The organism is Planomicrobium stackebrandtii, assembly GCF_030814955.1.
GTDB classification, from domain to species: domain Bacteria; phylum Bacillota; class Bacilli; order Bacillales_A; family Planococcaceae; genus Planococcus; species Planococcus stackebrandtii.
Window position 1 is genome coordinate 454506 of record NZ_JAUSWB010000001.1, and the last position, 26554, is coordinate 481059.

30 protein-coding genes are annotated in these 26554 nt (G+C 44.3%); 1 reads left to right on the top strand and 29 read right to left on the bottom strand.

Annotated features, from left to right (window positions below; genetic code table 11):
• Window positions 1–13: 13 nt before the first annotated feature.
• The 25 genes from QOZ98_RS02415 to QOZ98_RS02535 form a co-directional block, all read right to left on the bottom strand.
• Complete coding sequence (locus tag QOZ98_RS02415; RefSeq protein ID WP_308785941.1) at window positions 14–5377, bottom strand: phage tail spike protein; 5364 nt, start codon at window positions 5375–5377, stop codon at window positions 14–16.
• A complete protein-coding gene (locus tag QOZ98_RS02420) occupies window positions 5374–6816 on the bottom strand; it encodes a distal tail protein Dit (RefSeq protein WP_308785942.1) in 1443 nt (480 codons plus the stop codon). Before QOZ98_RS02420 ends, QOZ98_RS02415 begins: the two co-directional genes overlap by 4 nt.
• A 12-nt stretch (window positions 6817–6828) precedes the next feature.
• Window positions 6829–11103, bottom strand: a complete 4275-nt coding sequence (locus tag QOZ98_RS02425; RefSeq protein WP_308785943.1) for a peptidoglycan DD-metalloendopeptidase family protein — start codon at window positions 11101–11103, stop codon at window positions 6829–6831.
• 369 nt (window positions 11104–11472) lie between these two features.
• Entirely contained in the window at window positions 11473–11748 is a 276-nt protein-coding gene (locus QOZ98_RS02430; protein ID WP_308785944.1) for a hypothetical protein, read from the bottom strand.
• Between the two features lie 68 nt (window positions 11749–11816).
• The gene (locus tag QOZ98_RS02435) at window positions 11817–12287 is read right to left on the bottom strand and encodes a hypothetical protein (protein WP_308785945.1); all 471 of its coding nucleotides are present in this window, start codon (window positions 12285–12287) and stop codon (window positions 11817–11819) included.
• A 66-nt stretch (window positions 12288–12353) separates the two neighbouring features.
• Window positions 12354–12929, bottom strand: coding sequence for a hypothetical protein (locus tag QOZ98_RS02440; RefSeq protein WP_308785946.1), 576 nt, complete (start codon window positions 12927–12929; stop codon window positions 12354–12356).
• A complete protein-coding gene (locus QOZ98_RS02445; protein WP_308785947.1) occupies window positions 12926–13348 on the bottom strand; it encodes a hypothetical protein in 423 nt (140 codons plus the stop codon). The genes QOZ98_RS02440 and QOZ98_RS02445 overlap by 4 nt, the downstream gene beginning before the upstream one ends.
• Window positions 13348–13836, bottom strand: coding sequence for an HK97 gp10 family phage protein (locus QOZ98_RS02450; protein ID WP_308785948.1), 489 nt, complete (start codon window positions 13834–13836; stop codon window positions 13348–13350). The genes QOZ98_RS02445 and QOZ98_RS02450 overlap by 1 nt, the downstream gene beginning before the upstream one ends.
• Window positions 13829–14173: a hypothetical protein gene (locus tag QOZ98_RS02455; protein ID WP_308785949.1), complete on the bottom strand. Its 345-nt coding sequence runs from the start codon at window positions 14171–14173 to the stop codon at window positions 13829–13831. The genes QOZ98_RS02450 and QOZ98_RS02455 overlap by 8 nt, the downstream gene beginning before the upstream one ends.
• Entirely contained in the window at window positions 14170–14511 is a 342-nt protein-coding gene (locus QOZ98_RS02460; RefSeq protein WP_308785950.1) for a hypothetical protein, read from the bottom strand. Before QOZ98_RS02460 ends, QOZ98_RS02455 begins: the two co-directional genes overlap by 4 nt.
• A gap of 13 nt (window positions 14512–14524) precedes the next feature.
• Window positions 14525–14782, bottom strand: a complete 258-nt coding sequence (locus tag QOZ98_RS02465) for a DUF7210 family protein (protein ID WP_308785951.1) — start codon at window positions 14780–14782, stop codon at window positions 14525–14527.
• A gap of 61 nt (window positions 14783–14843) precedes the next feature.
• Window positions 14844–15854: a major capsid protein gene (locus tag QOZ98_RS02470; protein WP_308785952.1), complete on the bottom strand. Its 1011-nt coding sequence runs from the start codon at window positions 15852–15854 to the stop codon at window positions 14844–14846.
• A gap of 35 nt (window positions 15855–15889) precedes the next feature.
• Entirely contained in the window at window positions 15890–16258 is a 369-nt protein-coding gene (locus QOZ98_RS02475; protein WP_308785953.1) for a hypothetical protein, read from the bottom strand.
• A complete protein-coding gene (locus QOZ98_RS02480) occupies window positions 16259–17026 on the bottom strand; it encodes a hypothetical protein (RefSeq protein ID WP_308785954.1) in 768 nt (255 codons plus the stop codon).
• Window positions 17027–17145: 119 nt separating this feature from the next.
• Window positions 17146–17280 (bottom strand): hypothetical protein, encoded by a 135-nt coding sequence (locus QOZ98_RS02485; protein WP_308785955.1) that lies wholly within the window; start codon window positions 17278–17280, stop codon window positions 17146–17148.
• 46 nt (window positions 17281–17326) lie between these two features.
• Entirely contained in the window at window positions 17327–18421 is a 1095-nt protein-coding gene (locus tag QOZ98_RS02490) for a phage minor capsid protein (RefSeq protein ID WP_308785956.1), read from the bottom strand.
• Between the two features lie 4 nt (window positions 18422–18425).
• A complete protein-coding gene (locus QOZ98_RS02495; RefSeq protein WP_308785957.1) occupies window positions 18426–20042 on the bottom strand; it encodes a hypothetical protein in 1617 nt (538 codons plus the stop codon).
• 3 nt (window positions 20043–20045) lie between these two features.
• Window positions 20046–21332 carry a PBSX family phage terminase large subunit gene (locus QOZ98_RS02500; protein WP_308785958.1) on the bottom strand — a complete coding sequence of 429 codons (1287 nt, stop codon included), beginning with the start codon at window positions 21330–21332 and terminating at the stop codon, window positions 20046–20048.
• Window positions 21332–22183, bottom strand: coding sequence for a terminase small subunit (locus QOZ98_RS02505; protein ID WP_308785959.1), 852 nt, complete (start codon window positions 22181–22183; stop codon window positions 21332–21334). The genes QOZ98_RS02500 and QOZ98_RS02505 overlap by 1 nt, the downstream gene beginning before the upstream one ends.
• Before the next feature lie 37 nt (window positions 22184–22220).
• The gene (locus QOZ98_RS02510) at window positions 22221–22661 is read right to left on the bottom strand and encodes a hypothetical protein (protein WP_308785960.1); all 441 of its coding nucleotides are present in this window, start codon (window positions 22659–22661) and stop codon (window positions 22221–22223) included.
• A 79-nt stretch (window positions 22662–22740) separates the two neighbouring features.
• Window positions 22741–22989: a hypothetical protein gene (locus tag QOZ98_RS02515; RefSeq protein WP_308785961.1), complete on the bottom strand. Its 249-nt coding sequence runs from the start codon at window positions 22987–22989 to the stop codon at window positions 22741–22743.
• A 211-nt stretch (window positions 22990–23200) separates the two neighbouring features.
• Window positions 23201–23653, bottom strand: a complete 453-nt coding sequence (locus QOZ98_RS02520) for a sigma-70 family RNA polymerase sigma factor (RefSeq protein WP_308785962.1) — start codon at window positions 23651–23653, stop codon at window positions 23201–23203.
• A gap of 11 nt (window positions 23654–23664) precedes the next feature.
• Window positions 23665–23856, bottom strand: coding sequence for a hypothetical protein (locus QOZ98_RS02525; RefSeq protein ID WP_308785963.1), 192 nt, complete (start codon window positions 23854–23856; stop codon window positions 23665–23667).
• Between the two features lie 86 nt (window positions 23857–23942).
• Window positions 23943–24410: a hypothetical protein gene (locus tag QOZ98_RS02530; RefSeq protein WP_308785964.1), complete on the bottom strand. Its 468-nt coding sequence runs from the start codon at window positions 24408–24410 to the stop codon at window positions 23943–23945.
• Window positions 24407–24598, bottom strand: coding sequence for an XtrA/YqaO family protein (locus QOZ98_RS02535; RefSeq protein ID WP_308785965.1), 192 nt, complete (start codon window positions 24596–24598; stop codon window positions 24407–24409). The genes QOZ98_RS02530 and QOZ98_RS02535 overlap by 4 nt, the downstream gene beginning before the upstream one ends.
• 214 nt (window positions 24599–24812) lie before the next feature.
• Here QOZ98_RS02535 and QOZ98_RS02540 point away from each other — a divergent pair, with 214 nt between their 5' ends.
• The gene (locus tag QOZ98_RS02540) at window positions 24813–25253 is read left to right on the top strand and encodes a hypothetical protein (RefSeq protein ID WP_308785966.1); all 441 of its coding nucleotides are present in this window, start codon (window positions 24813–24815) and stop codon (window positions 25251–25253) included.
• Between the two features lie 45 nt (window positions 25254–25298).
• Here QOZ98_RS02540 and QOZ98_RS02545 read toward each other — a convergent pair whose 3' ends face one another.
• The 4 genes from QOZ98_RS02545 to QOZ98_RS02560 are packed head-to-tail and all read right to left on the bottom strand — an operon-like array spanning window position 25299 to window position 26552.
• Window positions 25299–25718: a RusA family crossover junction endodeoxyribonuclease gene (locus QOZ98_RS02545; protein WP_308785967.1), complete on the bottom strand. Its 420-nt coding sequence runs from the start codon at window positions 25716–25718 to the stop codon at window positions 25299–25301.
• Between the two features lie 11 nt (window positions 25719–25729).
• Entirely contained in the window at window positions 25730–25861 is a 132-nt protein-coding gene (locus tag QOZ98_RS02550; RefSeq protein WP_308785968.1) for a hypothetical protein, read from the bottom strand.
• Window positions 25862–26068: a hypothetical protein gene (locus QOZ98_RS02555; RefSeq protein ID WP_308785969.1), complete on the bottom strand. Its 207-nt coding sequence runs from the start codon at window positions 26066–26068 to the stop codon at window positions 25862–25864.
• 1 nt (window position 26069) lies between these two features.
• A complete protein-coding gene (locus QOZ98_RS02560; RefSeq protein WP_308785970.1) occupies window positions 26070–26552 on the bottom strand; it encodes a dUTP diphosphatase in 483 nt (160 codons plus the stop codon).
• Window positions 26553–26554: the final 2 nt, after the last annotated feature.

Consider the following 26554-nt stretch of genomic DNA (forward strand, 5'->3'; position numbering starts at 1 on the left):
TTCCCCCTGTTAGTTAAAATGCTATTATCTTTCTCAATACTTGGCCGGTTTCAGTCCCGGTACCGTTTCGATCATGGCCAATTATCGTCGTGTCCGTTACATAAACGTATTTTCGGGCTGTCGGTGGAACGTCGGCATTTACATCGGCCGCTGTAATGTCCATCCATATCCCACCGCCTTCTTCTGCATGTGATTTAGGAATAAGTTTATAATTCCAGTCACTGTTTGCAGGAGCGCCGTTGACATATCTGGACCAAGCCAATAGCCAACCTGTCGGGCAATCGGAAAGTTTTCTCGGCGGTGTTATCGTTTGATTCGCGCGCATAAAGAAGGCACCTGTCCACAAAACTTCCCTACCAGAAAAACCGATTGGCGAACCATTGTAACGCAAGGTTTCGTTTTCAATAGAAAGTGTCTGCCCTTTTCCACTCAATTGCAGCGCATTAGCTGAAACGACGGAACTTGCAAAAGCGTTCGCATATAACGCAATTTCTGATGTCAGTCCCCGGTGAAGCAAAAGTCGGTCGTGCCCGTATTCGGCATTTAGTCCTTGGGAATTCAACAGCAAGACATCTGCCCGCAACTGCGAAGAATAATAGACTTCCCCGCTGATACTGTTAGTGATGGAAAGCGCATTATCGTTGAGCGTCGTCCGTGTCAGAACTTCTACGCCACTCTGGCCACTTTTTTCAATAAATTCGGCCATACCCCCGGCCAAGGTAAAGCTGCGGGAAGTTCCAGTGCCGGATTTGAAGGTCACCCCATCGATTGTCCCTGCCGTAATGTTCCCCAATTGCCCGGTGATATCGGACAAAACCGTCACCGCACCGATTAAGTTGATCCGGCTGGCCTCAATATCCACAGTCGTGGCTGATTGGTTGATCAGTGACACGAGTTTGTTTCCGTTGAAATCCGTCGTGCTCACTTTCGATGAAATCTGTCCAGCCTGCACAGTCAGTGCGGATTCGGCGGAATTCATTCTTCCGGTTAAGCCATCCATACTACTTTGACTCGCTTTTAACGCAATGGAATTCGACAGCTGCGTAATGGAAGACTCAGCAGATGTCACTCGTGAGCCCACTGCAGCTATAGCAGCGTCTGTGTCTTCGGGTGCCGGCGTCCAGTCGGTAGCTTTGTTGCCTTCTTCAGACTTTAGATTTCGATATTCAATCCACGGATTAAATTCCAGCGAGAATCCAGAACCGTATATACCCATAAAGCGTTTTGTTGTAGCTGCGCCCGTATGCGTCAACATCGCAATAAGCTTTGTCCATACACCGGCGGGACAAAGCTTATAAGCTCCTGTCGAAGATAATGCCAACCTAACTTCAAATTCTGGCTTCACTTCAATTGATTCTATATAGTTACGTCCTTCTACAACCGGATAAAACCTAGCAGTATAAGTTGATAAACGAACGTCTGTCGATGTTTGATTGAACGCTCTGCGAACGCGTCTATGGCTTTCAAAAACCTGGTCTGTAATAGGGTATACTGCATTGTTGTTAGAGATAAAATTTATATTTTCGCTATCAACTAGTAAATTCCTTCCGCCGACTTCCAACCCGTTCAAATCGCTGCGCAAACTGGAAACGTTCGTTGTAATTCCATCCACACCTACTGTCAGACTGGATACGTCGCTCTGCATAGTTGAAACTTGGCCGGCAATCGTATTTACCTGCGTCTGCTCTGCTTTTAAAGCCACACTATTACTCAGCTGGTTGATGCTGCTCTGCGCATTTGAAATAGAAGTCGTATGTCCATCGACTTTTTGTGAAAGTGCAGTAACGCCAGTAGAGATGCCGTTCACGTCGACGGTTAAATTCGCTACCCGGTTATCTACTGCGACTATTTGTCCTCCCATGGTTTCGACTTGCGTCTGTTCGGCCTTCAAAGCAACGCTGTTACTCAGCTGCGTGATGCTGCTCTGCGCATTCGAGATGGAAGTAGTATGCCCATTAACTGTTTGCGTTAAGGAATTGACGTTGGAAATGATGGAATCTGCCTTCTGGTCAACGGTGGATGCAAATTGCTGAACGCTATTTATGGACAAGTCAACATCTTCAGGCGCCGGCGTCCACTCCGTGGCTTTGTTTCCTTTTTCTAGTTTCGCCTTTTTGTATGGAACTGCTTCTGCCGTGGTTACTGCTGTATTACTGTTTTGAATCAATACTTGGACGCGATTAAAACCTTCTGCGACAACCCATGAAACTGTGGAATAACCTTCTTGGCCGATATTTATAATTACACCAGTAACTGCGCTGTACGTGTTGTCCGGACGATAGTAAGAAATGCGGGCCCGGCCACCTTTAAGGGTGTTTTGAGTACAATCTAAATAGACACGGAAGGTAATTTTATCGCCTACCTTAATATCGTAGTCGGCAAGATATATAATATCGCCTTCAAGGGAAAGCCTACCTGTGTAAGTGCCGACGCTTGAATTTCGAAAGGCATCGCTACTGTTCAGGATGAAATTCCGCCCACCAATCTCCAACCCATCAAATTCAGTACGCAAGCTTGTTACGCTGGAAGATATACCGGATACGCCAACCTCAAGTGTCGCCAAATCGTTCCGGACACCGGTCACTTTGTTGTCCACCGTCGCCAAAGCAGAAGATTCCGCTTTTAAAGTGATCTTCCCTGCCTGAACACTCAGTTCCGCACCAATGTCGCTGACTTCGCCAGTTAGCGTATCCAGCGAAGCTTGGCTCGCTTTTAGAGTGATTGCCGTGGCATTCGCCTCAATCTGCGCCTGCTGATTGGTAATCGTGCCCTCGATGTTCGACAGCTGCGTAATCGTGGTCGACATGGTGCCTGCCAGCTCATTCACATCGGTTTCAAACGTCGTCATGCGCCCATTGCCGGCTAATAGCGCATCTTCATTCAGGGCAACACGTGACTGCAGATCACTTGAAGTGGCTTGCAGGCCATCGATTCGAGAAGTAATTCCGGAAACGTCACCGGTGATTAGGTTGATGTTACCGAGCATGCTGTTCAATTCACTATCAACTAGATTGAATTGACCATCGACGTAATTGAGTCCTGCTTTGGCCGCGAGTTCGGTTTCCAGGTTGATACGGGTTTGCTGGATGGTCTGATTGATCTCTGCTGCGATCTCCGTGCTACGCTGGTCTGCGTGATCCTTAGCATTTTCTTCCGCTTGTACAGCACGTGTGTCATCAGTATATTTTGCGGCTTTTTGCCAGTCACTAGCTGCATAGACTTGGCCAATGATTTTCTGTTTTACGCAACGCAAAATATCCCCGCCTGCACCTTGCGTCCATAAGTCGCCTGGATCGTACGGGGGGATTGGTGGTGCAATAAAGACGCGTCGTTTTCCATCGGCTGTATCCTTTGCCTCTGCCGCATCTTTCAATGCTTTCGTCACATCACTGTCCTTGAGGTCTGTCCATGTATGCACTCCTTGCTCAATGGTGTATCGATACGCGAATCCAGTGTCTTTGTCGTAGTAGACGTCTCCGAGATGGATATTGCGCATCTCCTCTGTCGTCCACTCCAAAGCTGGATAATTCTGAGCGGTTGGCTGTCCGAATTCAAACCAGGTCATGACCGATCCATCAATCTGGGACTGCAGCTCAGCAAGCTTATTGGTGTACTCAATAAATGGAACAAAACTGCTCAGTTGATCATCGGTATAATCTTTAGCGTCCTCGGTGGCCACTGCCGCTTTGGCTGAAGCGATGGCGCTGCCGGCCGTTTCAAAGGCCGTGGCCAGTATTGCCAGCCGTGTGCGGTAAGCCGTGAACTTCACTTCCACATCCGCTTTTTCCGTTGCAGTGGTCCGGCCATCTGAAATGGCCATCCGGATGGATCCGGTCAAATCGGCATGTGCGATGTTGAACAGGGTTTTCGCTTCGGATAACGTTGATTTTACGGTTCCAATCAAAAGCACATCACTATAAATTGCCGTGTAGCGATTGTCCACGCTGACTTTCTCCGTGCCAATTGTATTCAGATACGTCTCGATAGCCCGTGCTTCCGCTTCCTCGATAATACCGTCTGCAAAGGTGGTATTGATCCCCACTTCCAATGAATCCAGGGCATCCTGAACACCTGATATGTCTTCCCGCGCCAACCGCAAAGCCTCATCTGCTTTATCCTGTGCCCCTTCCGGTGTTTCTGCGCCAATTTCGGCTGCAGTCGAGGGGGCAATCTTCACCCAGTCGTTCAGTTCAGCGCTCCATACGTGCGGGATCTCCAATGAACTGTCTGGAGTTATCTGAATCCAGATTCTGTTTGCGCTCCCTGCCGGTCTATCAATCGAGCGAATGACGCGCAAGTTATACTGCGCCTGCAGCTGCCGGAAGGTTTTGTAGATGTCCTCTTCTGAATAGGTTTTGACCTCGCCGATGTGATAAATCTTCTGGGTTTCATCATAGATTGAACGTTCTACGCGAATAACTCTTGCTTCTGCATATAAAGGCGGATCAAATTCAGGATTTTTAATACGGAGTGAACAACCGAGCACCACTTTCTGATTCGGGAATGCTTTTTCCATTGAAGCTGCTGTTATCACATATTCAACAACCGAAGCAATCCGTTTGTTTAATTCTGTCCGCCCGTATTGTTCAAGTTGCTTCAATGTCATATCCTGTTCAGAGGATTCGGGAATATAAATTCCAATAATCGGTTTACCATTGCGATTCCACCGCTGGAACGCATCTTCATCTCTAACAACCGTATTTAAACGGCTACCATCTTCACGCTCAGGACCAATGCACAAAAGTTCAGTGACGATCCGATCACTATATACCGTTTTATCAATACCGGTTAAATCTCGACCGTAAATGACCTCTTTTTTCAAATCTGGTCCGATTCGTTTTACAAAATCGACAAAGCGACCGGTGAAGCGTGTACCTGAAGTTTCAACGCGAACGGGCATTTCTAACTCAAATTCTTTAGCTAAGCGAGAAAGATAGGTATAGACTCCGACATGCTCTGTTACGACGATGGTTTTTTTCTGTATGCTTTCATAAACACCTAAGTCATATGTTGTGAAGGCCAACGCTTCGTTCGCTAACTCCGGAAGCGTACCAACATAAGTACCTGGTGAAATAACATACTCTTTGTCCATCTCGGTGTACGCTGCTGTCGAAACGACTTCCTTCTTATCATCCATTGATTCATTCGTATGGAAGACGATGAATTCTTCGAATGATCCTGTTTCAGAGGGGATTAAGATTCGACTTCTTTGATCAAAGAACTTTGCTTCTTTAATTCCTATTGGTGTGATGAATTGAAAAGAATTTTCACCATCGATTTCTTTAATATGCTTATCTTCAGAAAATATTTTATCTCCCCGATTATTTAATTCACCTAACAACATATCTGTTTGCGGATTGAGGGCTAATATTTTCATCGCGATCGCTCCCGAATGATTACTTTTCCAGATAACTTGTCAAAGGGGTGCAAAAGCAAGGTGTTCATTCCTGGTTCGATATCAAAAAAATCACTGAAGAAATCTTTCATATCCTCGCGTTCTTCCCCATTCAATGTGACGATTCCTGTTCCGGTATCGATAACGAACTTGTCACCTTGGTTTGCGATGTAAGGAATCCCTTCTGCTGGATCGTTGTATCGCCAAACTTTGATGCCTTTGATTCTCATATTCGCCTGACTTGTACTGGTTCCAGGCCATTTGCGAATAGCAACCTTCACTTGAGCAATAGGAGCCATATATTGCAGGGCTTCATCTCGATAACTCCATTGTTGAGATACCCACACATGCTTTCCGTCTGGTTGAATTTGTGCAAAGTAAGGGCGAAATAAGTTGCCGTCACGATGTACGCGAAGCATTCCTTTAAAATCATTCCATGCAGGAGCATAGTCTGCTTGGCGGTGGTATTCTAATTTCCGGTTATCGACATTTCCAAGCTGAAACTTCCCTTGATTCTTTTTAAGAGTTGGCCACACGTCTTCCATGCCAATCTTTGCGATTGTGTTTCCCAAGGCATCTAAAAAATAAATCTCAATCATGCCGGTTTCCTTTGTGACATTTAATAGCTCAATTGGAATATCAGCACGGAAATTTTGGACTGTCTCAGGCAATGAACGCTGCTTTGCCGGACCTTGCCACTTTAAAGGTTGAATAGCTGCACCGAATGAAGTAGCTTCAAATCCCGCCTGTGTGGCAACCATCGTTCCACCAATATAACCATTATCAATTTCTGTCGGAGTGGTCCAGTTATTCATAGACTTCATGCTGTCATTTAGAATGAGCGTTTGACGTTGGTAAACCACATTTTCAATCGGCGCCGGTTCCCCAAATCTCAAGTAGCTTTTATCCGTAAAAATATCCAGATGTGTGATGCTGTCCAAAACCTCGATTTCATAGATTGGCGGAGTCTCAACCTTCCCGTTATTAAGAACAATAGCGACTCCTTCTATGAAATTTGTAGCAAACTGTCCCTTGTAAACATACGGATCGTTGCAAATGAAATTAATGGTAACTTGACCGTAAATGCCAATTTCTTTTGTTTCGATTTCGCCATCCATTTCCGCCATGTAGATCCGGCCGGGTTCTTGTTCAAAAACTAACGGTTCCGGATCTTCACGAATAAACCAAGCAGCTAACACTTCGAGTTTATCGAGCCACTCTTGTTTTGATTCAGCTTCAAAATCTACCACAACTTTAATTGGACGTACGTCAGTATCGTAGCCATTCGGCACGGCTCCTGGACGACCAGGTATGACGAGTGACTTTCTTCTGATGGGCGCAATGCGCCCTATTTGTTTTTCTATAACCCTTAAATCAAATGGAGGTCTTCTTTCGCCAAAAGTTAATCCTAAACCTTCCAAAATTACCACCTCCTAACGTTTAAACTCATTTTTCACTGCTTTGTTCAACTCTTGCTTATCTGTAATGAATGGTTCCAACAAACTGGCGAATCGACGTCCATTGACACTAATATCGTGACCGTGAGGAATACCTTCAGTAAGAAGTCTCTCATTGGAGGTTGCGATTCTTTCTAAGAACTCAAGAACCCTTGGATCACTTGTATTAAAACCAAGCTCTTTCCCGGTCTGTTCCCATATTGCTTTTTGACTTGTCTTCTTAGCCGGATCGTGGCTGATAACCGATTCAGACCAGCCTCCTTCTGTAAGCCATGCCAACTGCGCACCCATGCGACCATCAACAATGCCGCCATCTTCATATCCATTTACCTGATAGTGAAGGTGGGCGCCTGACCCTACGCCGGTGTCTCCAACAAGCGCAACAGTCTGTCCTTTTTTAACCTGCTGCCCAACACGCATAATGTTCTTGCTGTTGTGCTGGTAACGGTGAACTTTACCGGAAGCGTCACGAACCTCAACAAAGTTACCGCTGAGAGGGTGATAGCCTACACGATGTCCAACGCCGTCTGTGACAGAAGGAATCGGGGTTCCGATTGGAGCTGCCCAATCCCAGCCTTTGTGATACGTTGAAGCGCCCGGAATTCCTGTGTTACGTGGCCCTGGTCCCGAAGTGAATCGGAATGGCGCACCAAATCCTCCGCCGTTGCCGCCAGTTAAGGCGATGCCGCTTTGGGATGCACCGAAGGTCGTCAACTTGGATTTTACATAGTTGATCGCTTCTTCTTTCGCCTTGTTCCATCCACCTGCAGCCATGTCGCCAATAAAGGTACCGCCTTTTGGTTTCTCAATACCGAGCGTTTTCAAAGCCAGGTCAAGGAACTTGCCAGGGGACTTGATGTAGTCGAATGCATTAACTGCCACATCTTTGATTTTCGAACCGACCGCTTTAACTTTCTTCTTACCAGCATTGTATTTGTCAGCTACCCAATCGCCTGCAGAGCGTAGTCCATCTTTAAGGTCTCCTAAAGCATAATGCGGAACCATTGCCATGATTTTCTTCGTTTCCGTAGCCGACCAGACTTTTGTTCCTTCTTCGCCGTTCATTAACGTTGGTTTCGAAGGAGAGAGCATCTGCTTGCCGTCTGGTGTCTCGATTAGTTCAGGCCCTTTATTGCTACCCGTTCCATCGCCAACGATCATCGGGCCGCCCGGATGCGCTCCTCGCCTATGCTTAGTACCCTGTGCATACTCCGGAACCGTCCATTTAGGTATGTCAGTGTCTACTCCGATTTTATCGAGCACCCAGTTAATCCCGCCGATGACACCGTTTACGCCTTTTCCAAGAGTCGAAGCCAGTTTATTTATGACTTTTGTGACTCCTGAAGTTACTTTTGATGCCATTGAGCCAATGCCGTCACCGATACGCCCCGGCAACGCTTTGGCTGCATCAACGATATTAGTGAATCTTGACTTAATGCCGTTGAAAATATCACGGAACGCATTTGACGTGTTGGTCCGTAACATCGACCAGGTATCTCTTACTCTTGTGTAGATGCCCGTTACGGAGCTTGAAATAAAGTTTCGAATTGTCGTGAATATTGACTTGAAGAAATTCCACACATTCGTAAATGTCGAACGAGTTGTGTTGTAAATTGTGGACCATGTGATTCGAATTATACGAAGATATCCGTTTACCGCACCTGTTATGACGTTTTTAATAAATAGGAAAATGTCTTTAAAAAAGGAATAGATGTTATTAAAAACTGACTTTGTTTCTCGTAAGATCGTTTGCCAAGCTACCTGAATGGTAGTCATAGCCGAATTTGTCTGTCCTTTGAAAAGTGAAATAATACCTTTCCATAAATCGTCAAAAAACGTACGGAAACTTAAAATGAAAACCTTGAGACCCCCAAGAATCTTTCCGAAGAAAGTAAGCTGCACAAAGTTCCATAAGAACGTGACCGCTCCCATAAATACCTGTTTGAGCCCTTCCCACATCTTGGAGAAGTCGCCGGTGAAAAGACCCGAGAACACTTTAACAAGTCCCATAATGACATCCAGTGCACCGGAGATAACGCCTTTTATGTTTGTCCATACCATTTTGATAATACCGAGAACAAGCGGCATAACGAACTCGACCACTGCCATGATGCCATTGAAGATGTTGGATACAGCTGCCATAATTTGCGAGCCATTTTCATTCCAAAACTCTAGGATCTTCGCAATCTGACCGCCGATAAATCCAACGACTGCCGCCAAGGTTTCTTTTACAGTTGGCCACGAATCAATAAAGACTCGTTTAATGGTGCCGAATATGTCCGAACCTCCGGAAGACCACAAGTTCTTCATTCGATCGATATTGTCACCGACGAATGAAAGGAATCCAGTAAAGGCATTTTTAACATTATCTACCGCATTCATCACCGCTTGTATTTGCGGTGGATCCAGTCCGAGTCCAGCCAATAATTCAATCGCCGTACCATCTTGGTTACGGAATAAAGCAAATAGCGCTTTTGCTACGTCTCCAACAGTTGTGAATCCACTTCGAATACGAGATAAAGCGTGAGGGATCAAGTTCATGGCATCCAGAACGCCTTTGAAATTGTCTGGATCGAGCCCGTAGCTACTCAAGATATCTTCAGATGACTCATCTCCTCGGATGAAGGAACCGAAAGCCTCGACTAAACTACCGATATTTGAGATAGTTCCGTTAATGGCACCATTTACACCAGGCATTACTTTGTCTTGCAACGGAATTAGAACATGAGCTACCGCTTTTCTTCCAACTCCGGTTATCGCTTCGCCAAGTGTGTCATATTTAACGCTGTCCATAGCGGTCAGTGTATCTTTCGTTGCATCCACTTGCCCAGTTGCGTCTCCGAGTGCAAGTACAGCTTTTACGCCGGCATCTTCAGCCATTGAACCAAATAGCGACACAGCAACCTGCTCTTGCTTGGCTTGACTGCCGATTCCGCCAACTGCTTCCGTAACTTTTTGGAATGCTGCAGCTGCAGCTGGACCACCTTTGTCGAATTCCTTTAGAATCGAATTTGCATCTAATCCGGCATCTTGCAAAGCTTCTTTAGTTGCATCAGAACCATCACGAATCAATGTAGCGAACTCGTTGACAGAATCGGCTGCGATACTTGCGTCCTTTGCTCCGGCATCCATCGCGCTTCGGATCATGTTCATTGCATCTTCGCCATTAAAGCCAAGGTCATTGAACGCCCCTGAAAATTCGTTGAACACATCTAGTAAGTCACCAGCAACGTTGATGCCGTCCTGCTCACCCTGAACTAACAGGTTCATGGCCGTTTCAGCGTCATATCCGAAATTAACCATCATACTTCTAACGGCAATCATGGTTTCAGGGACTTCCCAGCCTAATGAATCTCTAAGCAGCAGCGCCTTAGTTGTAGCCAATTCCAGCTCGTCTCCCGTTAAATTCAGTGCTTTCTTGACTTCACCTATTGACGTAGCAATATCTTCGTAACCGTCGCCGTAGTTATTTCCGTAAATATCAATCAACGACTGTCGCATTTCATCCATTTCTTCATTGGTTGCGCCAGTTGAAGCTTCAAGACCATTGACAGCTCTCTTTAGTTCATCACTGGACTTTACAAAGCCGATGACACCGGCGCCTGCTGCTACAAAACCAAGTAAACCACTTGCTGCAACTAAGAAAGCACCACCGACACCTGCAATAACACCGCCTGCGCCACCAAGTGAACCAAGTGTGTCGCCTAACTCTTCCGCATCATCATTGACATCTTGTAAGCCGTTATCATCACCGAGATTTTGTAATTCATTGTCTAATTCGTTAACCTCGTCGCCAACATTGTTTAAATCCTGTTGTGCGTTCTGAGAAGCTCCGCTCAATCCATTCAAGCTATTTTGAGAGGCCTGCTCCAATCGAGCTAAATCATCGTTGATCCAGTTAATCGCATTTTCGACATCAGACAAACTTGAACGTGCTTCAATGCTAAGTGAATTGAAGTGCGAACTCGATCCATCGACCGCATTTCTCAGTACTTGCATCGTGTCTTCAGTAACAGATCCCGTTTCTTCAATTTCACGCTGCGCTCTGTCTGCAGCTTCCGTTAATTCAGAAAAGGTATCTGTCTGACCGGCAACTTGAATGGAATCTCTCATGCGTCCTGCTGATTGTCCCAAGTTTTCAAAGCCTTGTACCGCATCTGCTTGTGCATCAACCAACGTGTCCAAACTATCGCCGGCAGTATCGCGTAAAGAAGCAAGATCTCCGTTAATATCCTCAATGGCTCGACCCACTACATCAAAACTAGAACGAGCATCCGGGCCCAATGAATTGAATCGTCGAGCCGCATCCTCTACAGCAGATTCCATATCATTCATGGTTTGTTCGCTGACCTTGCCTGTCTCCCGAAGCTCTTCTTGTGCTAGTTCAGAGGCTTCTGTTAACTCGGAGAACGCTTCAACGTTGTTCGTCTCTTCTAATGCACGTTTAAGCTTGTCCGTTGATTGAGTCAGGCTGTTGTAGTGCTTATTCACATCATCGGTTGTCTTTTTCGTGGTACCGCTTAATTTGGCTGCTTCCTGCTGAATCTGTTTAAAGGCTGCCTTGATGCCTTTAGTTTCTGCAGAAAACATCGCCTTTAATTCTCTGACTGTTGCCATTCATCATCCTCCTTCCTGTGACGCTTTCAGTCTCTTCATAAGTTCGAAGTCATATTCGTAAACTTTAGCTGGCCCTTTTTTCTGCTCCGGCTTAATCGATTCGATAAATTCTTTCTTGGCCATCGAAAACTTAGGATCTTCTTTGCCCATAGAGGGTTGAGTGAATACGTTGACCAGGTAATTCAGCCAGACCCGTGCACGTTCGCGCTCCGCCTGTTGGTTTTCTTTCTTCAACTCCATGTCCATAAACTGAAGCAACTCCACTGCTGGTGCAGTCACAACTTCCTTACGGCCGCCCAGTACCTTTCCGAGTTTGAAAACAAATGCTTCTGCAATGGTTGGACTGATTAAGCTGTCGCTTTCTTGAGTTTCTTCGCGAAGCTGAGCTTGATCTTGGTTGTAGCTAAAGACAACTTCCCCCGCTTAAACAACTTTTCAATATCATTTTCTTCAAGGACTGCATCGTAGAAATCATAGAAATCTTCTAGTTTCTGTTTCTTCAGCACATCCAAGCTAATGCCTGACATAGCAGAAACAAGGCGAATCGCTTGGTCTGGCAGATTAATTAGCAATAAATCATATGCGCCAATGGCATATTGAAAGATGAGGTCAATTGATAGTTCCTTATCGTCCAGTTCTTCGTCTTTATAAAACTGATTGAACATGTCTTTAAGAGCCTCGTTTGATTGCACGATTTCAAATACCTCTTTGATCACACCCATGGATTCTTGGAATTGTTCGATGGTCAGTGATTCAATTTCGTGTTGCGATTTTTCTACGGTTTCCCCTTTTTTCATCTTCAAAGTTACTTTTGTCATTTGTCTTTTCCTCCTAAAATTTGAGTACAAAAAAAGAGAGAACCATAGTTCTCTCAAATCCATTTATCAACCTGCTGGTACTGCTGCATTCGGATCAGTACCGCCGATGAAGTAGAAGTTACCTGGTTTAGATGGATCCATACCATCACGCGGAAGGCCAGTCAATGTAACCGTGACGTTTCCTTGCTCATTGGCAGCAGAACGTGTGTATTCGCCATCTGCAATCATTTTGTAGATTGTGATATCCAAGTCAGTGTAAGTATCTGCGTACTGACGAGGGTGAATGAATACGCGCTTGCCTTTTGCTCGCATGCTCGTGCCAATTGCTGCATCCATTAGGCCGACAGTTGCGCCTCCGTCTGTTGCAGTAATGGCAGTTGTAGCGCCCATGGCTAACTCCATGATGTTAATGGTTTCTTCTGCAGCAACAATTGTGACTGCCGTCTCCATTCCCACGAAACGCTTGTCGTATACAGCCGGACCATAATCCGCAATATTAACGTCCTCAAACATCGGTGTTAGTGTAACTTCTCCGCCCTCTGCCTGCAGCTGCTCTTTACCATCGAATTTCATGATGTCATCGCCCTCTCCAATAATAAAATTGGATTGGCCGAACGGAATCTTTCGCACTTCTGGATTCATATTGTGTTGCCTCCTTTGATTTCTGTTAATGTCACATCAAAATTGATGCTGAAATCCCGCACGTCATTGCTGACGCCAAGATCAATTGGCTCACCTGCTGCGGTGATCAAAAAAACGCGGTAGCTTTTGGTAGCCACCACGTTTCCATCTTTATAAAAACTCACTTCGACCATTTCGTTTTCAAGCTTATGAAGGGCCTCATATACAGCCTCTGCAGCATACTCAGCATATTTCCAGTCTGAAGATGAGACATAAACCATATACCGTGGGTAACGCGTTGGCACGTCATACTGAGCGGGCTTTCCGCCGCCTTCGTAATAAACCGTACCCACATTATCATTAGTCGGCCGATAACTCGCAGTCCACATTAGGTCAGGAAGCAATTCGTCCAGCTTATCTTTTAAGAATGTCTGTATCATTAATTCCCTCCTAATGTTTTTTCGAGAGCTTCAGCCATGATCTGTTCGTACTCTTCTTCAGTAGCAACTACAGCTCGCTCAATAAATTTACGTCCAGCTTTCAAACCACGCCAGTTCGCTTTTCTGAAAGTCCGACGCCCTTTACCATTTAGGTAATAGCGTTCGAACTTCACGCCGTTATCGTATTTGTCCCGAGTACCAGGTACTTGCGGACGTTCGTGTACAGATAAGGCATAAGACAAATTAGAACCGACGCTGCTCTCAATTCGGTCACCTACCCAAACCGGCAAAGTGGCATGAATGGAACTTTCCAAATCACCACTATCTCTCGGAGCAAGTGATCGAGAACCTTCTTCTGCCAACATGGAGTATTCGCGCATGCCTGTTTCGACATTTCGCACAAATTCTTTTTCCATGTCCTTCAATTTATCCTCAAAGTCAGCCAGTCCATCCAAGTCAAAGTTGAAGTTCAATCCGCGATTAACCATCGACAAACACCGTCCGATAATAAACCTTAGATCCCGTCAAATTGACCGCTTCATCTTTTGCCCGGATAACCCCTTTAGCTTTCCGGCCATCAATCATCTGGTATTCAACCTCGGTACCGACATCCGGATTAAATTTCGGTGGAATGTCGATTTCGAGCGCTACCCGATGCTCTTGACCTTGTGCGTCCTGGACCAATTGCGATTTAAACTGTACCCGGGCTTTTGAATCGACCTTGCGCTCACTCAATGGACGACCGAATTCATCCTTGCTGATATTGCCGTTTTCATCTAAGACAGGCAAGAAGGCGATGACGCGCTGTTTCATAGGCGGCATCATACGAGCCTACCTACCATCGCCTTGTGTTCTTTCGGCAGCAATAGACTAATGACATCAGGAGAAATCCCTGTGCCTTCAAACGATACGGAGACGCCTTTAACGGAATACGATTTAACCCCATGCCTTTTCAGCTTGCCGTATTCCTCTTCTTCGCCTTCCAGTGTATAGATGACTTGCAACGCCACCGCCCGATCAGTCAGCTTTGACGCCTCGAAATTATCTTTCAACAATTCAATCGCTTCAAACACTTCTTTTTCTTGGTCGGTAACATCTAAGTCGAAATATCCAGCTGTTTTGCGCATCTTGCCTAAATAGGTATTTACGGATTGGAAGTCCATTCAGACCACTTCCTTACTTTTGTGATTCAGTGATTGCTTTAACGAGCTCGTCTTTTTTCAGATCGTTGTAGCCTTCGATTTCGAGTTGCTTCGCTTCCGCTTTCAGCTCTGGAACCGTCTTTTCATCTAATGGCTTTTCTGGAACGGATGCATGCGGCGTGACTTTATCAGCCAGGCGTTTGCCCTGCTCTTCGGTTAATTCCAGTTCCGCTCCGGGTTTCACGAGAGCCCCTTTGTGAGATAGGTATGAATTAGCTGTGAACTTTGGCATTGTGTTTCCTCCTTGTTTTTTGAGAATAGAAAAAGAGAGTGCCAGTTAGACACTCCCTTGATTATTTGATTGTTACGATGACGGTTGAGTTTTGTTTTTCGAATGCAGGGAATGTTGCTTCGCCCACGATTACTTTTTCGCCTTCTGGATCTTCCATAACAATCGGCTTAGCGAAGACGCCTGTTGCCCAACCTTTTTCTTTCGTTGGCCCAATCATTGTCTTGCCGAGTGTATCTGCGAACAAGACCACTTTGTCATCGGACAAGTGTTTAACAATAAGGTCATCGCCATCCACATCTTCCATAACAGTAAAGTTATCATCGATTGCATAACGTGGAATTCCCAGCTCTGTCAAAGCACCTTGAATGTCCTCTGAATTCAATCGACGAGATCCACCGCTCACAGAACCAAATACCTGAACCCGAATTTCTTCGTTCCCTTTAAGCAATGATTCAGTCGCTGATGTAATATGCAAACGAGCAGGAGCCACTTGACCATTTTCGGCTTTGTACTGAGTAACAGCTGCTTCAAGATCCGCAAGCGGCGTTGAATTCACTTTGTCAGTCCAAGGAACCGTCGTCGTGATGTCATTTCCAGCAGGACGGTCGAAAACCACATCAACTCCTGTTTTGTTTACAGAGTCACGGTACTCGATGCGGCCATTGTAAGTAGCCTGGGCACGCAATAACTCTTTCGTGTCTTGAACACCAATAGACAAGTCACCAACACTCGTAAGCGTCCGGTCAATAATGCGCTGACGTTCTGCATCTGTACGTGGATTGCTAAATTTGTACAAGTCCTTCTCATCCAAGTAAAGGGCATGCTGTAGTTTTGACAGTTCCCCTGTTACTTTCTCCAATTCCTTTTGAGAACGGAGCGGAGCGGATGAGTTGAACCCTGTGATCGATGCTGCTTTTGCGTACTGCTGAGTGATGATGCCGTAAGCGAAATCAATGTCGTCAGTCGGCTCTTCTGGGAATACCGCTGCCAGTGGGTAAGTTCTTGGTGATCGTACGTTCTCGACGAACGTTGTTAATGTCGGTTGTGCGAAATCTTCATATTCTAAAACCATTCTATGTTCCTCCTTTTTAGTTAAACTTGTTTATTTTAAACGTCAAAAACAATGCGGCCTTTAACAGCATCTTTGAAGTTTGCTGTTACGCCTGTGCAGCGTTGCTCAATTGCGTTGCATGCCGTAAGGGCACCAACCATCGGATTTTGTCCGGCGTATACTTTAGTAGCATCGCGCGTCAGAACCGCTCCGACCATCGTTGCAGGTGTTTCAGCTACAACTGGCTCATACATCTGTGAAGTTTCGTTGTAATGGACAGCCGTGCCGCCATTTACGTTTGTACCTGGTGTTAGTTTTGTAACATCTAAAATAACATTACCTGTTTTGTATTGAAGACCTACAGCGTTACGTAGGAATTCGGGACGCGAGACCGTTGAATCACGGCGTGTTTGTAAGTTTCCCATTTATTTTTCCTCCTTGTTTCCATAAATTCTTTGGGCCAATTCAAGCCCGCGTGCTTTTGGATCCTTTTTCTTCTGCTTGTTTCCTTTTTGCATGCGTCCGGCAACGTACCCGCTCTTTTGCTTAGAAGATTTGTCATCTTCTTCTTCATCATCGGCTTCATTTTTCGCACCGAAATGCTCAGGAAACTCAGCTTCTAACTCTTCGAAGAGCTCATCCAAGTTCTCCGGCTCGCCGTCTTCATCCAATTCAATGGAATCGACATCAAGCAAACGTGCAAGCAGCTTCGGATTGTGGCCGTTATCAACCGCAAACTCTTTCACTACCGCTTTCTTTTCTCTGCGTTCCGCACGCAGGAGGCGTTTTTGTTGCTCGACATCTTTAGATGGATCGTCATCCTCATCAGATTTTTTGCCGTCTTTCTTTTCAGCTGCCGCTTTTAGACGTTTAAATTCTTCCGGATCCACGCCATCGAATTTCTTCATGCGTTTGCCCAACTGATCTTTGAGCTTCTGATTGTACTGCTTTTTAAAGGCAGGATTCTTCAGTAACTCATCTAAGCTTGGCTCGTCATCATCCGCGTCGTCATCGTCTCCAGAATCATCATTGTCGTCGTCAGAATCATCGTCGTCCCCTTCATCTGCAAAGAACTGCAAATCAAGCTGGAGCGGCTTATATTGTTTCTCTTCCGTTGGAGCGGGAAGGTCGCTTTTAAATAGGTTTTGAATCATGGCCACAAGCCAAACGTACATGGTGTAAAACGATTTCATGTTATTACCTCCTCTGCGTAAGGTGCAGGAACCGATACTCACGAAGTTTAAAGTCGCCAATCGCGGATATGGACTAGTCGTTACCCAACGACCAAAGGAGATGATGGATCACATCCTTCCTACCCGATAATATAATCATCGATTGCAAAAGAACGGCCGAACCACATTTTCCAAACTGTGAAGTGTCTGACTCCACCTTCTTCGTAATGAGTGCGGTAGGTTAGTGGCAGCAATTGCTTTAGGTACCATTTCAAATCCATCACCACCTTTCAAATACATAAAAAAGAAGCAGCCGCATGGCTACTCCCCTGTTTTCGTCTGCATCAAGCTACGGTAATTCGATTGCAGTTCTTGGAACTTCGGACTGTTCGATCTCTTCATTCTTCTGAAAGCACCTAATGTCTTTGGTGCGTCCGCTCCTAAAGCCTGTTGCCAACGCATGAACTGTTTCTTTTCTGCATTCGCCTGACGCCGTGCTGTTTGCTCTTTCTCATACGCGCGTTTTTGAGCAGCTGTACGATTATCCTTTTCAGGATCATATTGACCATTGCGCTTTTTCGCTTCTGCTATTTCATCATCTGTTTTAAAGCGAGCTACAAAAGGCTGAACACCACAGCGATCATTCGGATGAAACGGCGGGAGCTTTATTCCGTTATCCCCGACCTTCGGATAGCCTGGCGTATTGCCGGATAAACTGACAACAAGGTTGCGATATTTCGCACAGACGCCACACAAATCGCTATTGCCTACTATCTTCACCAAATCTTGCCCAGAATCCGTGTAACGATCAGCAGAGCCTTTGACAGCAGCATCACGCATCTTCGTTCGTGTGACAGTCATAGCGTAGAAATCGAGAGGCAATTCCTTATTGTCTTTCGTCACGAAAGATGTAAGGCCGCCTTCAGAAAAGGACTTGGCCACCTTTGCCTGCATAACTTTGCGTGGATCGCCTATAATTAACCCTTTGGCAATATCCCCTTTGACGTTCGCAACCGTTTCATTGATATTGCTGATCGCGTTTAACTCAGCGGTCCGAAAAGCGGCTTGTAGGTCTGATAAGGTATCGTCCAGTATTTCTGCGACAGCATCCAGATGAATCTTCTTCTGATATTCTTTAGCGACAAGTCCGCCAACTGTCAAAGCGGCAGTTGCTTGGACAGCCACCCCAGCATTCACCAGAAGCCCAGTCGCTTGATCCACACCACCGAAATACTTCTCGATAATCAATTGCGGAATCGCTTCGAGGATGGCCGCTCCATAGCTTTCAAATAACAATTGAATCTCTTCAGCCAATTCAGCTTGTTGCTCTTCTTCCGTTAAATCCTTTTCAGCAATAGCTATCGAGAGTTCCAGAATGATTTCTTCAAAGTATTTGAGCAGCTGCTCTTCATTCATAGAATCACTCCTCTACGGTCTGACCATTAGCGTCTCGATTATCCATGTAATTGAGCAATGTACTGCGCCCGGCAGTCAAGGTCGTCGTATCATCCGATTGTTTCTCTGCTTCGATGCGCGCCATTTCATCTTCAATCCACTCATCAGAAGCATATGGATGAATATTACGAAGGGTTGTTTCAAGCGACTGGGCACCATCCTTGAAGGCTTTGATGTTCTCCTCCACCAGCTCTTTTCTGCTGTACGGAATCATTTCTCTCATTTCAATGTTTGGCTCTTCAATGATGATGCGCGGCTGCACTGCAGGATTCTTCTGCTTTTCCTCGTAGTGAACAAGCCACAAAGCTGACTCATAGAGCTCCTTTAAGAAAGCAATGTATTCATCACGTATCTGCTCGGATTTCATAATGGATGTCAGCAGGTCGTACCATTTCGCTTCACCGGATTGGGCGCCGCTCCCTTCAGAGAACAAATCGACCGCCTTTTCGCTGGTACGCGTTTCTGCGAGCATGTCCCGCTGTTGGGACCGTACCCACTCCATGTTGCCGATCTTCGTTGTGTCCAATTGAATGAGCTCCATGGCTTTCCCGTTTTCGTCGTAGGTAACGATATTTAAATCCCGATAATCAATGATTCCTTCTTCTTGATACCGCTCATATGATTTATCTTGAGCCGCTTGAAAGATTTCTTTTGAGACGGCCATCTTCGGCTCGCCATTCTTCGTGAAAATAGAAGAAGCCTTGGTCAACGTCCAGTTGATTTCATCCTGGCGACCAAACTGTCCTTTTAACACGCTCTTCCCATTAGGCTCATCAAATGTCGGATCATTGGCCCAATACATAATAAATGGAGTGGAGCGGCCTTCATATATTTTAATGAGCTCTTCCATTCCAAGAATTCTTTTCGTTTCGTCTTCATCAAGCGCTCTTAAACTGGTGCTTGTTCCTAATTGATACAAGGTATTGCTCGTGATCAAAGAGCGGTCGTTTTCAGTGTTATCGATTTCCACGCGCTCTGTATAAACATGCAGATACTCGATGTCATCTTTTTTAAAGTAGTAGGGCAAATCAATTCCCAATCCATCTTCATGAGGGAAATACAGGTCCCGCTTTTTAAAATCAATACGAATGCCAATATCGTCCATCACGGGTACGCCGATAATGCCGCCGTCAATCTGATGCTGCACCACGTTTTGCCAATGTCTAAATTTCAAACGGCTGTTCTTTGTGATCTGGTCAATGGTTTCCTGCTGCAAATCCTCGACTCTATTATTAACCGCATCACCCTCAGGTCCTTCGATGATATTGTCCGACTCACTCTGCTCTTGCGTCCGCTCGTTATAGGCAATGGATGATTTCACATTCCCAATGGAGCGGCTGACATACGTTGCCGGAATCTCACAAATAGGCTTTGCTAAGTTAGCGATGATGTACGGCGTCTTAACATTCGCCGAGACTTTGCCGTCAATTTCATCAGCATCGTAAGCTTCCTCTTCCTCAATTAAGCGTTTCGCACGAGGGAAAAGATCAATATGCTGTCCGTTATATAGTTTTCGGTAATTGTGAATGTCGCCATGCGCATCTTTGACTACCGCTTCGTTCCATTCTGTCCATTCGTTCATGCTCTAATACCCCCTCGCGCTACTGAATACTGAATCTCCTTTTAAATCCGCTACCTCATAATCGTCCAAGCCATACCAGATGGCCGAGAGTGTGTGCGGATCAATAGAGAAATCATCTTCGACTATTTCATCTTGCTTATTGACCTTGAATGTTAAATCTTCCAGCTCGAAGATGGTGTTCTCGCATTCATCCGAGCAAATAATCTGTGTGAACCGCTTAACCTTTTTCGTGTACTGTAAGCGGGAGCCGGCAAACTTTTTCGCACCTTCCATACGAAAGCCGCTCTTACTAAAGTAGGCGATGGTCTTAGGTTCTGCTGGATCAGCCTTGATGTTCTCCCGCTTCAGGTGTTTCAAGTCCTCAGCGGTCACGTCGTCAGTCTGACGGTTCTTGTAGTATTCACCGAAGATGTAGAGGATTTGCTTCTCTCGATCCACGACCATGCGAACCAATGCGTTATAGGATGTCTCGAAACCAAAGTCCATTCCGGTTCTCTTGAGTGGCCGTCTGATGCGTTCAATCTCAGCCATGACTTCACTATGCGATTTGACACGGAATTGCGGAAAGACTCGAATACCATTTACACCAAACTGCCCTTTTCGAGCAATGCGGTGCAAGTCCGGATCGAACGCTTCCAGTTCGTCCAGCTGCTCCACATAGCTTTCGGGAAGGAATAAGTTGTCATCTGCTGTTGAATGATGATAATACGTATTGCCCACAACGATTGTGCGGCGTTTATAAAGTTCTTGGTCGTCCAGGACCAGGATCTTTTTCTTTTGGTCCTTAAAGAAATACTTGAATGTCCAATTGATTTCGCTCACAGGGTTCGTTGTTAAAATCATGAACAAATCCAAGAAAGGATGTCTCAGCCGTCCGAGCAATTCCTTAAAGCCTGAATACTTCACTTCTGAGCATTCCTCAATCCAGATAATCGATATGTTGTTAATGGATTTCAGCTTGGCTGTCTTGTCCATTCCTTTGAAGATGATCTTCGAACCATTTGGGAAGCGGATCTGCATGGGAGAAGTTACGCAGCGAATCCGATTTTCTAATCCCAACTCATTGATGATTTCTTCAAGCAACGAATAGGTTGAATCCCGATGTGTGTCATAGACTTCCCTCACGACAAGAGCGGTTCGTTTCTCTTCCAGCAGCTTCATAATCAGCTTGAGAGCGGCATGGTAACTTTTCGAGCTCCCGTAACCGCCTACCAGGAATTGAAACTTCTGATTCCAGTCAAACAAAAAATCCTCGAAATGAGGATTGGCTTCTTTTTCAACGAGAACCATCAGCGACCACCCTTTCGGCTGATCATGATTTCGATTGGGCCGCCGTCGTCATCGCCATTGATTTTTTCAATCTCGGCATTCGATTTTGCGATGTCGACTTTCAGCTTTTCTTTCTGCAACTGCTTCTTATCATCTTCAGACAATAAGTCGAAGTACTTCGAGAGCATCTCTAAAGCTTTCATCTTGTCAGCAAGCTTTACAGAAATGCCATCTCGACCCTGTTTAACTTCTGTAAGTAAGGATCCGTCAACTATTGCAGATTCACCTAAATCCAAATACGTATACGGCTGCATGATTTGATCGCCGTTTCCATCTAAGAGTGGTTCGCCAGTAACAATATTGACTGCCGGTGATTCTCTTGTGCCGAATTGAACATAGTCCGTAATGTCAGAGAAAGCGATTTTGATATACTTCTCAAGAATATCCATCGCATCAATGAAGATGCCCTGTCGCATTTCACCTTTAAGCCGCCGTATTTCTTCGCCGACCTTACGATTTCTTACCAGTTCACTTCCGGTGACGTGCGCCCTGTCCGGACTATAGCCTGCTTTAATAGCTGCCATTGTTTGATTAAAGCTCTTAATGTAGTAAATACAAAAAAGCCTCTGCTTATCGGTTAACCCTTCCGACTCAACAAAGACTTCTTTATCTTCTTTTGGTTTGGTAACGTTCCTTTTCGAATTAGTAACGTTCCCTTTGGAAGGTTCCCACTTATCTTGGCTCTTCCACTTACGTATTTGAGTATCAAGGACACCTAACCGTTCAGCAATATCCTTTAACTTAATATCGCCTTTATGCTTCTTCCATATCTCAAACGCTTCATCTCTGCGTGGATCTCTTTTTCTGGCCATTTACATCACCTGCCGCCCCCTTAATAAAATAACCCATTTAATTTTCTACCCATGTCCAATAAGCAGGATTCACAGCAGCATAAGTGTAAAAATCATCATCTAAATAAAATTCTTCAAATTCATATTTTTTCAACCGTCGATAGGCACTCTTGCGTTTATCATCACTCGGACGAACAAACAAATACTCATTCTTTTTCAAACTATTTCTAAACTGGATGATGATATCCAAAGACTTCTTCAACCCCTCAAGTCCACAACAGCCAGTAATCAATTCGTCATCCTGCTTGCTCGTATGATTAAACCAGTCATTTGCTTGCTTGCGAGTTTTGGAAATCATTACCGCTACATTCCAGACATCTACTTCTTTTTCAAGTACCGATTCTCTATTGCGAAAGAAGTAAACATTCAAGAGCTGGCCGTTGCTAAGAGCTTCACAATACCGAACCTCAGATTTCTTGCGTTTCACTAAATCTTTCAAAGGCATTCACTCCTCTATGCTAGTCGCGTTTTTAGACATAATAAAAACGCCTCCGAAGAGACGTTCATAATTTCAAAAACTAATTTTTTAGGCTACCATGCGGCACTAATCCGGGCACTAATCTGTTTGCCATAAAAGAAGTCGTTCTACCGCAATTACTGCACCCAGTCATGATAGCAGGCATTATTCCTCCACTTGCTTGTTTGTAAACTATTATTTCGTCAACTATAACCGCACCCTTAGTGCCACATTCTTTACAAATCAAATCAATACCTTTTTCTAATAGAGCTTGCTCTACTTGTTTTAATTGTTCTTCAGATAATTTCATTCTTATCACCTCCTCCATATTATTAAAATTCGTTAGAGGAGTAATAAAAACCTTTAAATACAATATTACCCACAAAATAAAAAAGTCTAAGCACCTCCAAGTGACGGTGCTCAAAGCCCCAGTGATAGGGGTTAAATTCCGTATTCAATTGAACGTGCAGCCAGGTGTATCACTCGAACAACCTGCCTACCCGTACCTGCCTTCCAGTGTACTATGCGCATTTGTCGCAATTCAACAATTGACTAAAATGGCCGTTTTGGCATAATTGGCTGATAATGTCTTCTTTAACTTCTCTTACTTTGTCCCGGGATATTTCAAGATGGCTGCCGATCTTCCGGTAACTCATTCCTTCGAGCATGCAATCAAATACAATTTTGTTCTTTTCTCCTGCTAAGAAATCGGGCGCCTTCTCTACCGCATAGATATAAGACTCGTATTTCTTTAAGCGATCCCACTGTCGTTTATCGCGCAGATCCATAGCGTCCATTTCTTCTACGCTGCGGATGGAGGAACCTTTCGGCATAGCAGCATCAATTCCGTACTGAGCAACTCCCCAACTGTTCATGGGAACCTGGTAGCCGTAAATGATTAGTTGCAGCCGTGTTACTTCATTTTTTATCCAGCGATAATCCCTGATCAATTGCTCCATGTCATTGAATGTCATTCTGATTCCCCCTATCGTTTTCTCCGGACAGTGCCGCCTTGCTTTTGATAAGTCGGACGATTTAAGCCCATTAATTCTTCCCATTCTTTGCGGCTATAGGTTTCTTTTATCTGTCTGTTAGTATTTGCATTTGGTTTTTGTTCAATGCGTCCTGGACCATCTGAGAGTCCTTTTTCTGTAAGTGGCTGCTGAATTGTTCTCATGACCCCATCTCTCCTTTTAAGTAAATAAAAAAGAGGACACAAAACAGCGGTTAAGCTGTCATGTGTCCTCCAGTTGTCTGGTGGGACTATAAATATGTTTTATTAATTCTCAATTTTAGATTATTATAATATTCCTTTGCTTCTAAATATACTTCATCATAATGAAACTTAATTCCCTCTGTAACATCTAATATCATTAGGTAATTTAAACTCTTAATCGAGAAATTTAATTCTCCTAAGTCTGCGATTAATTCTAGTGGTGAGCTATTTTTTATTTTATTAACATACAATTCATTTATTTCATATAAACGAGCTAGATTAAAATCTACCTTCACATCATCGACCGCTTCATAGTAATCTTCAATTGAGTTCAATGCTTGATCAATTTCCGGCAAAAAGTCGCTCAATATAATGCGAATAACCTCTTCGTGTTTTTCTTTTAAATCAGATTTTCTTTTTATCTTAAGCTCTATAAATTTGCCTGCCACAGGTAGCGATGCACCTAATAGCGCACTAAGCAAAGCTGTAATCATAACTATTATTTCACTACTCAAAACTCTTCCCCCTCATCAAAATTCACATGCTTAACTTTCCCGCCATGCGTCTTGATACGCGTTTCAGCATATGGAGGAAGCTCACCCATCTTAACTCGGCCTTCTGAAATAATCAGAACACAATTTATGGGTAACTTCATTATATCCAACTTTAGTTCCCCTGTCTCGGAAATTTCTACCGGTTCCATCCTCAAAATTGTTCCCTCCTATGGTATAATTTTCTATATTTACAATTAGCCTAGCTCGCTAAATAACAACGAAAGAGTGATTATTATCGTAGCAATTGGAATTATTTCAGGAGTAATTGCATTATTAGTTACTTGTATTAGCTTCCTAATTAAGTACAATTCTTTAAATTCTAAATCCGAACTAAGTCAGGCCTTTTTTACGGATGAACTAAAATTGAAAGTTTATTATTATAGACTTTCTATGCTTTCTTTCATCATTTTCATCGAGGCTTTTTGTATTATTATGCTTTTTTCTGGTATTGAAAATGAAGTTATTGACTTCAATTACGTTGTGGCTGTATTCATTCTCTCTTTGCTCATAGCTTTAGTATCATTTTTACTCGTGGGTAAAATCATTAAAGTAGTTCAAAACTTTCGCATTAAGAGTCATTACAAATTTCAAATAGTTCTGCCTGAAGTCGATAGTGATAACCTTTATATTATTCGAATGTATAATAAAGATATATGCATTTGTTCGAAAGATCCCAATTCTGAAATTAATGAAGAAAGTGAAAAAACCTATTTAATTCCTCTTGAAGACATTATGAAAAAAGAATTGACTAAAACTACATGGCCATTACCCGAGATGAATCTTTTACAAAAAATTTTCAACTGAACGAAACATATACCTGTTCTTAAAAATGAACAGGTATATGTTTTATCAATAGCTAATCTGCACTTCAACCCTGGGCGTCATGCTATAGAACTTTCTGACCAACATACTCACCACTTGGCTATCGTCTTGCCAGATGATCTTAGTCAGTCCATCCTTCACACCCTTCGCCAGATTATCGACGTCGGGCTTTGTAACCGGCAGCAGTAATCCCGCTTCAATTAACGCTTGTTTTGGCTTCGTATGATATTTCTTAGGTGTCGGCTGATAGAAGGTCATTTCCAGATGTACCGGTCCTGTAATGAGCTCCTGTGGCTTATGCTGAGAAGCTACGAGCTTCACGTATTTTTTGAAGTCCCTGGATGTTGCCGGATCGTAGAGAACCGTCTTGCCGGAAAAACTCTTCCCGGCTCTCGGTCTCCCCTGGGCTTGTGCTTCTCCCATAATTTCAAAACTGATTGTCTCCAATGGCTCACCCCTCAAACTATTTCCATCATGCGATCATATTCTTCTGCTAATCGCCGGTCGTTCATTTTGTCAAAGTACTCAGGTGCTTTAAATGTCATTACGGATAAAGTGAGGATCATGGCCTCTCGTTCTTCTTTCGTCATTCAAGTTCGTCCCATCTGCTTCAAGCGGTGCTTTTTGGCCACAAGCGGCAAGTTCTTTGCCTTCTCTTCTTTTTGCGTTGTATCTAAATCTAAACGGTAATATTCGCCATTGATGTTGATAACGGTAACTCTGTCTTTTTTTGCTTTTACGATTTCCACAGTCGGCCGGTATTTCTCCCCTACTTTACGGTTGTGGATGGTAGTCATATCAATAGCCTGCTTCTTGGCGCTGATAGTTGATCTTATTTTTTTCCATATAGCTTTGCTCAATCTCTTCCCAACTAAAGCCGAGTCGTTGAGTTAATTCCGAGTATCGGTAGAAAGCTAATGAGTACGCTTCTTCTACAAACTCGATACAGGAAATCTGGAAACATAAGTCGATCATGCAATCCTCAGTATCGCTACTCTTTTTGATATCTTGTGCAGGAACAATTACTTTTCTGTGTTCATTGCCTATCGATAGCAAGAAGTGAAGAATATCGACCAGTTCAACCAATCCTTTTTGGGTATTGTTTTTCTTGTTTGACCAAAACTTAAAAACCTCGGGGAATTCATTTGCGCATTCGGCCACTTCTGTTAAAGTGGCGAGAATCTTTTTGCGAAGCCTGTTTTCCCCTGGCTGCACTGGATGCTTCTTTTCAATCTCCTCATCCAGTAGTTTTTGCGTCTCAAATAAATTTGTTAGATTCATCA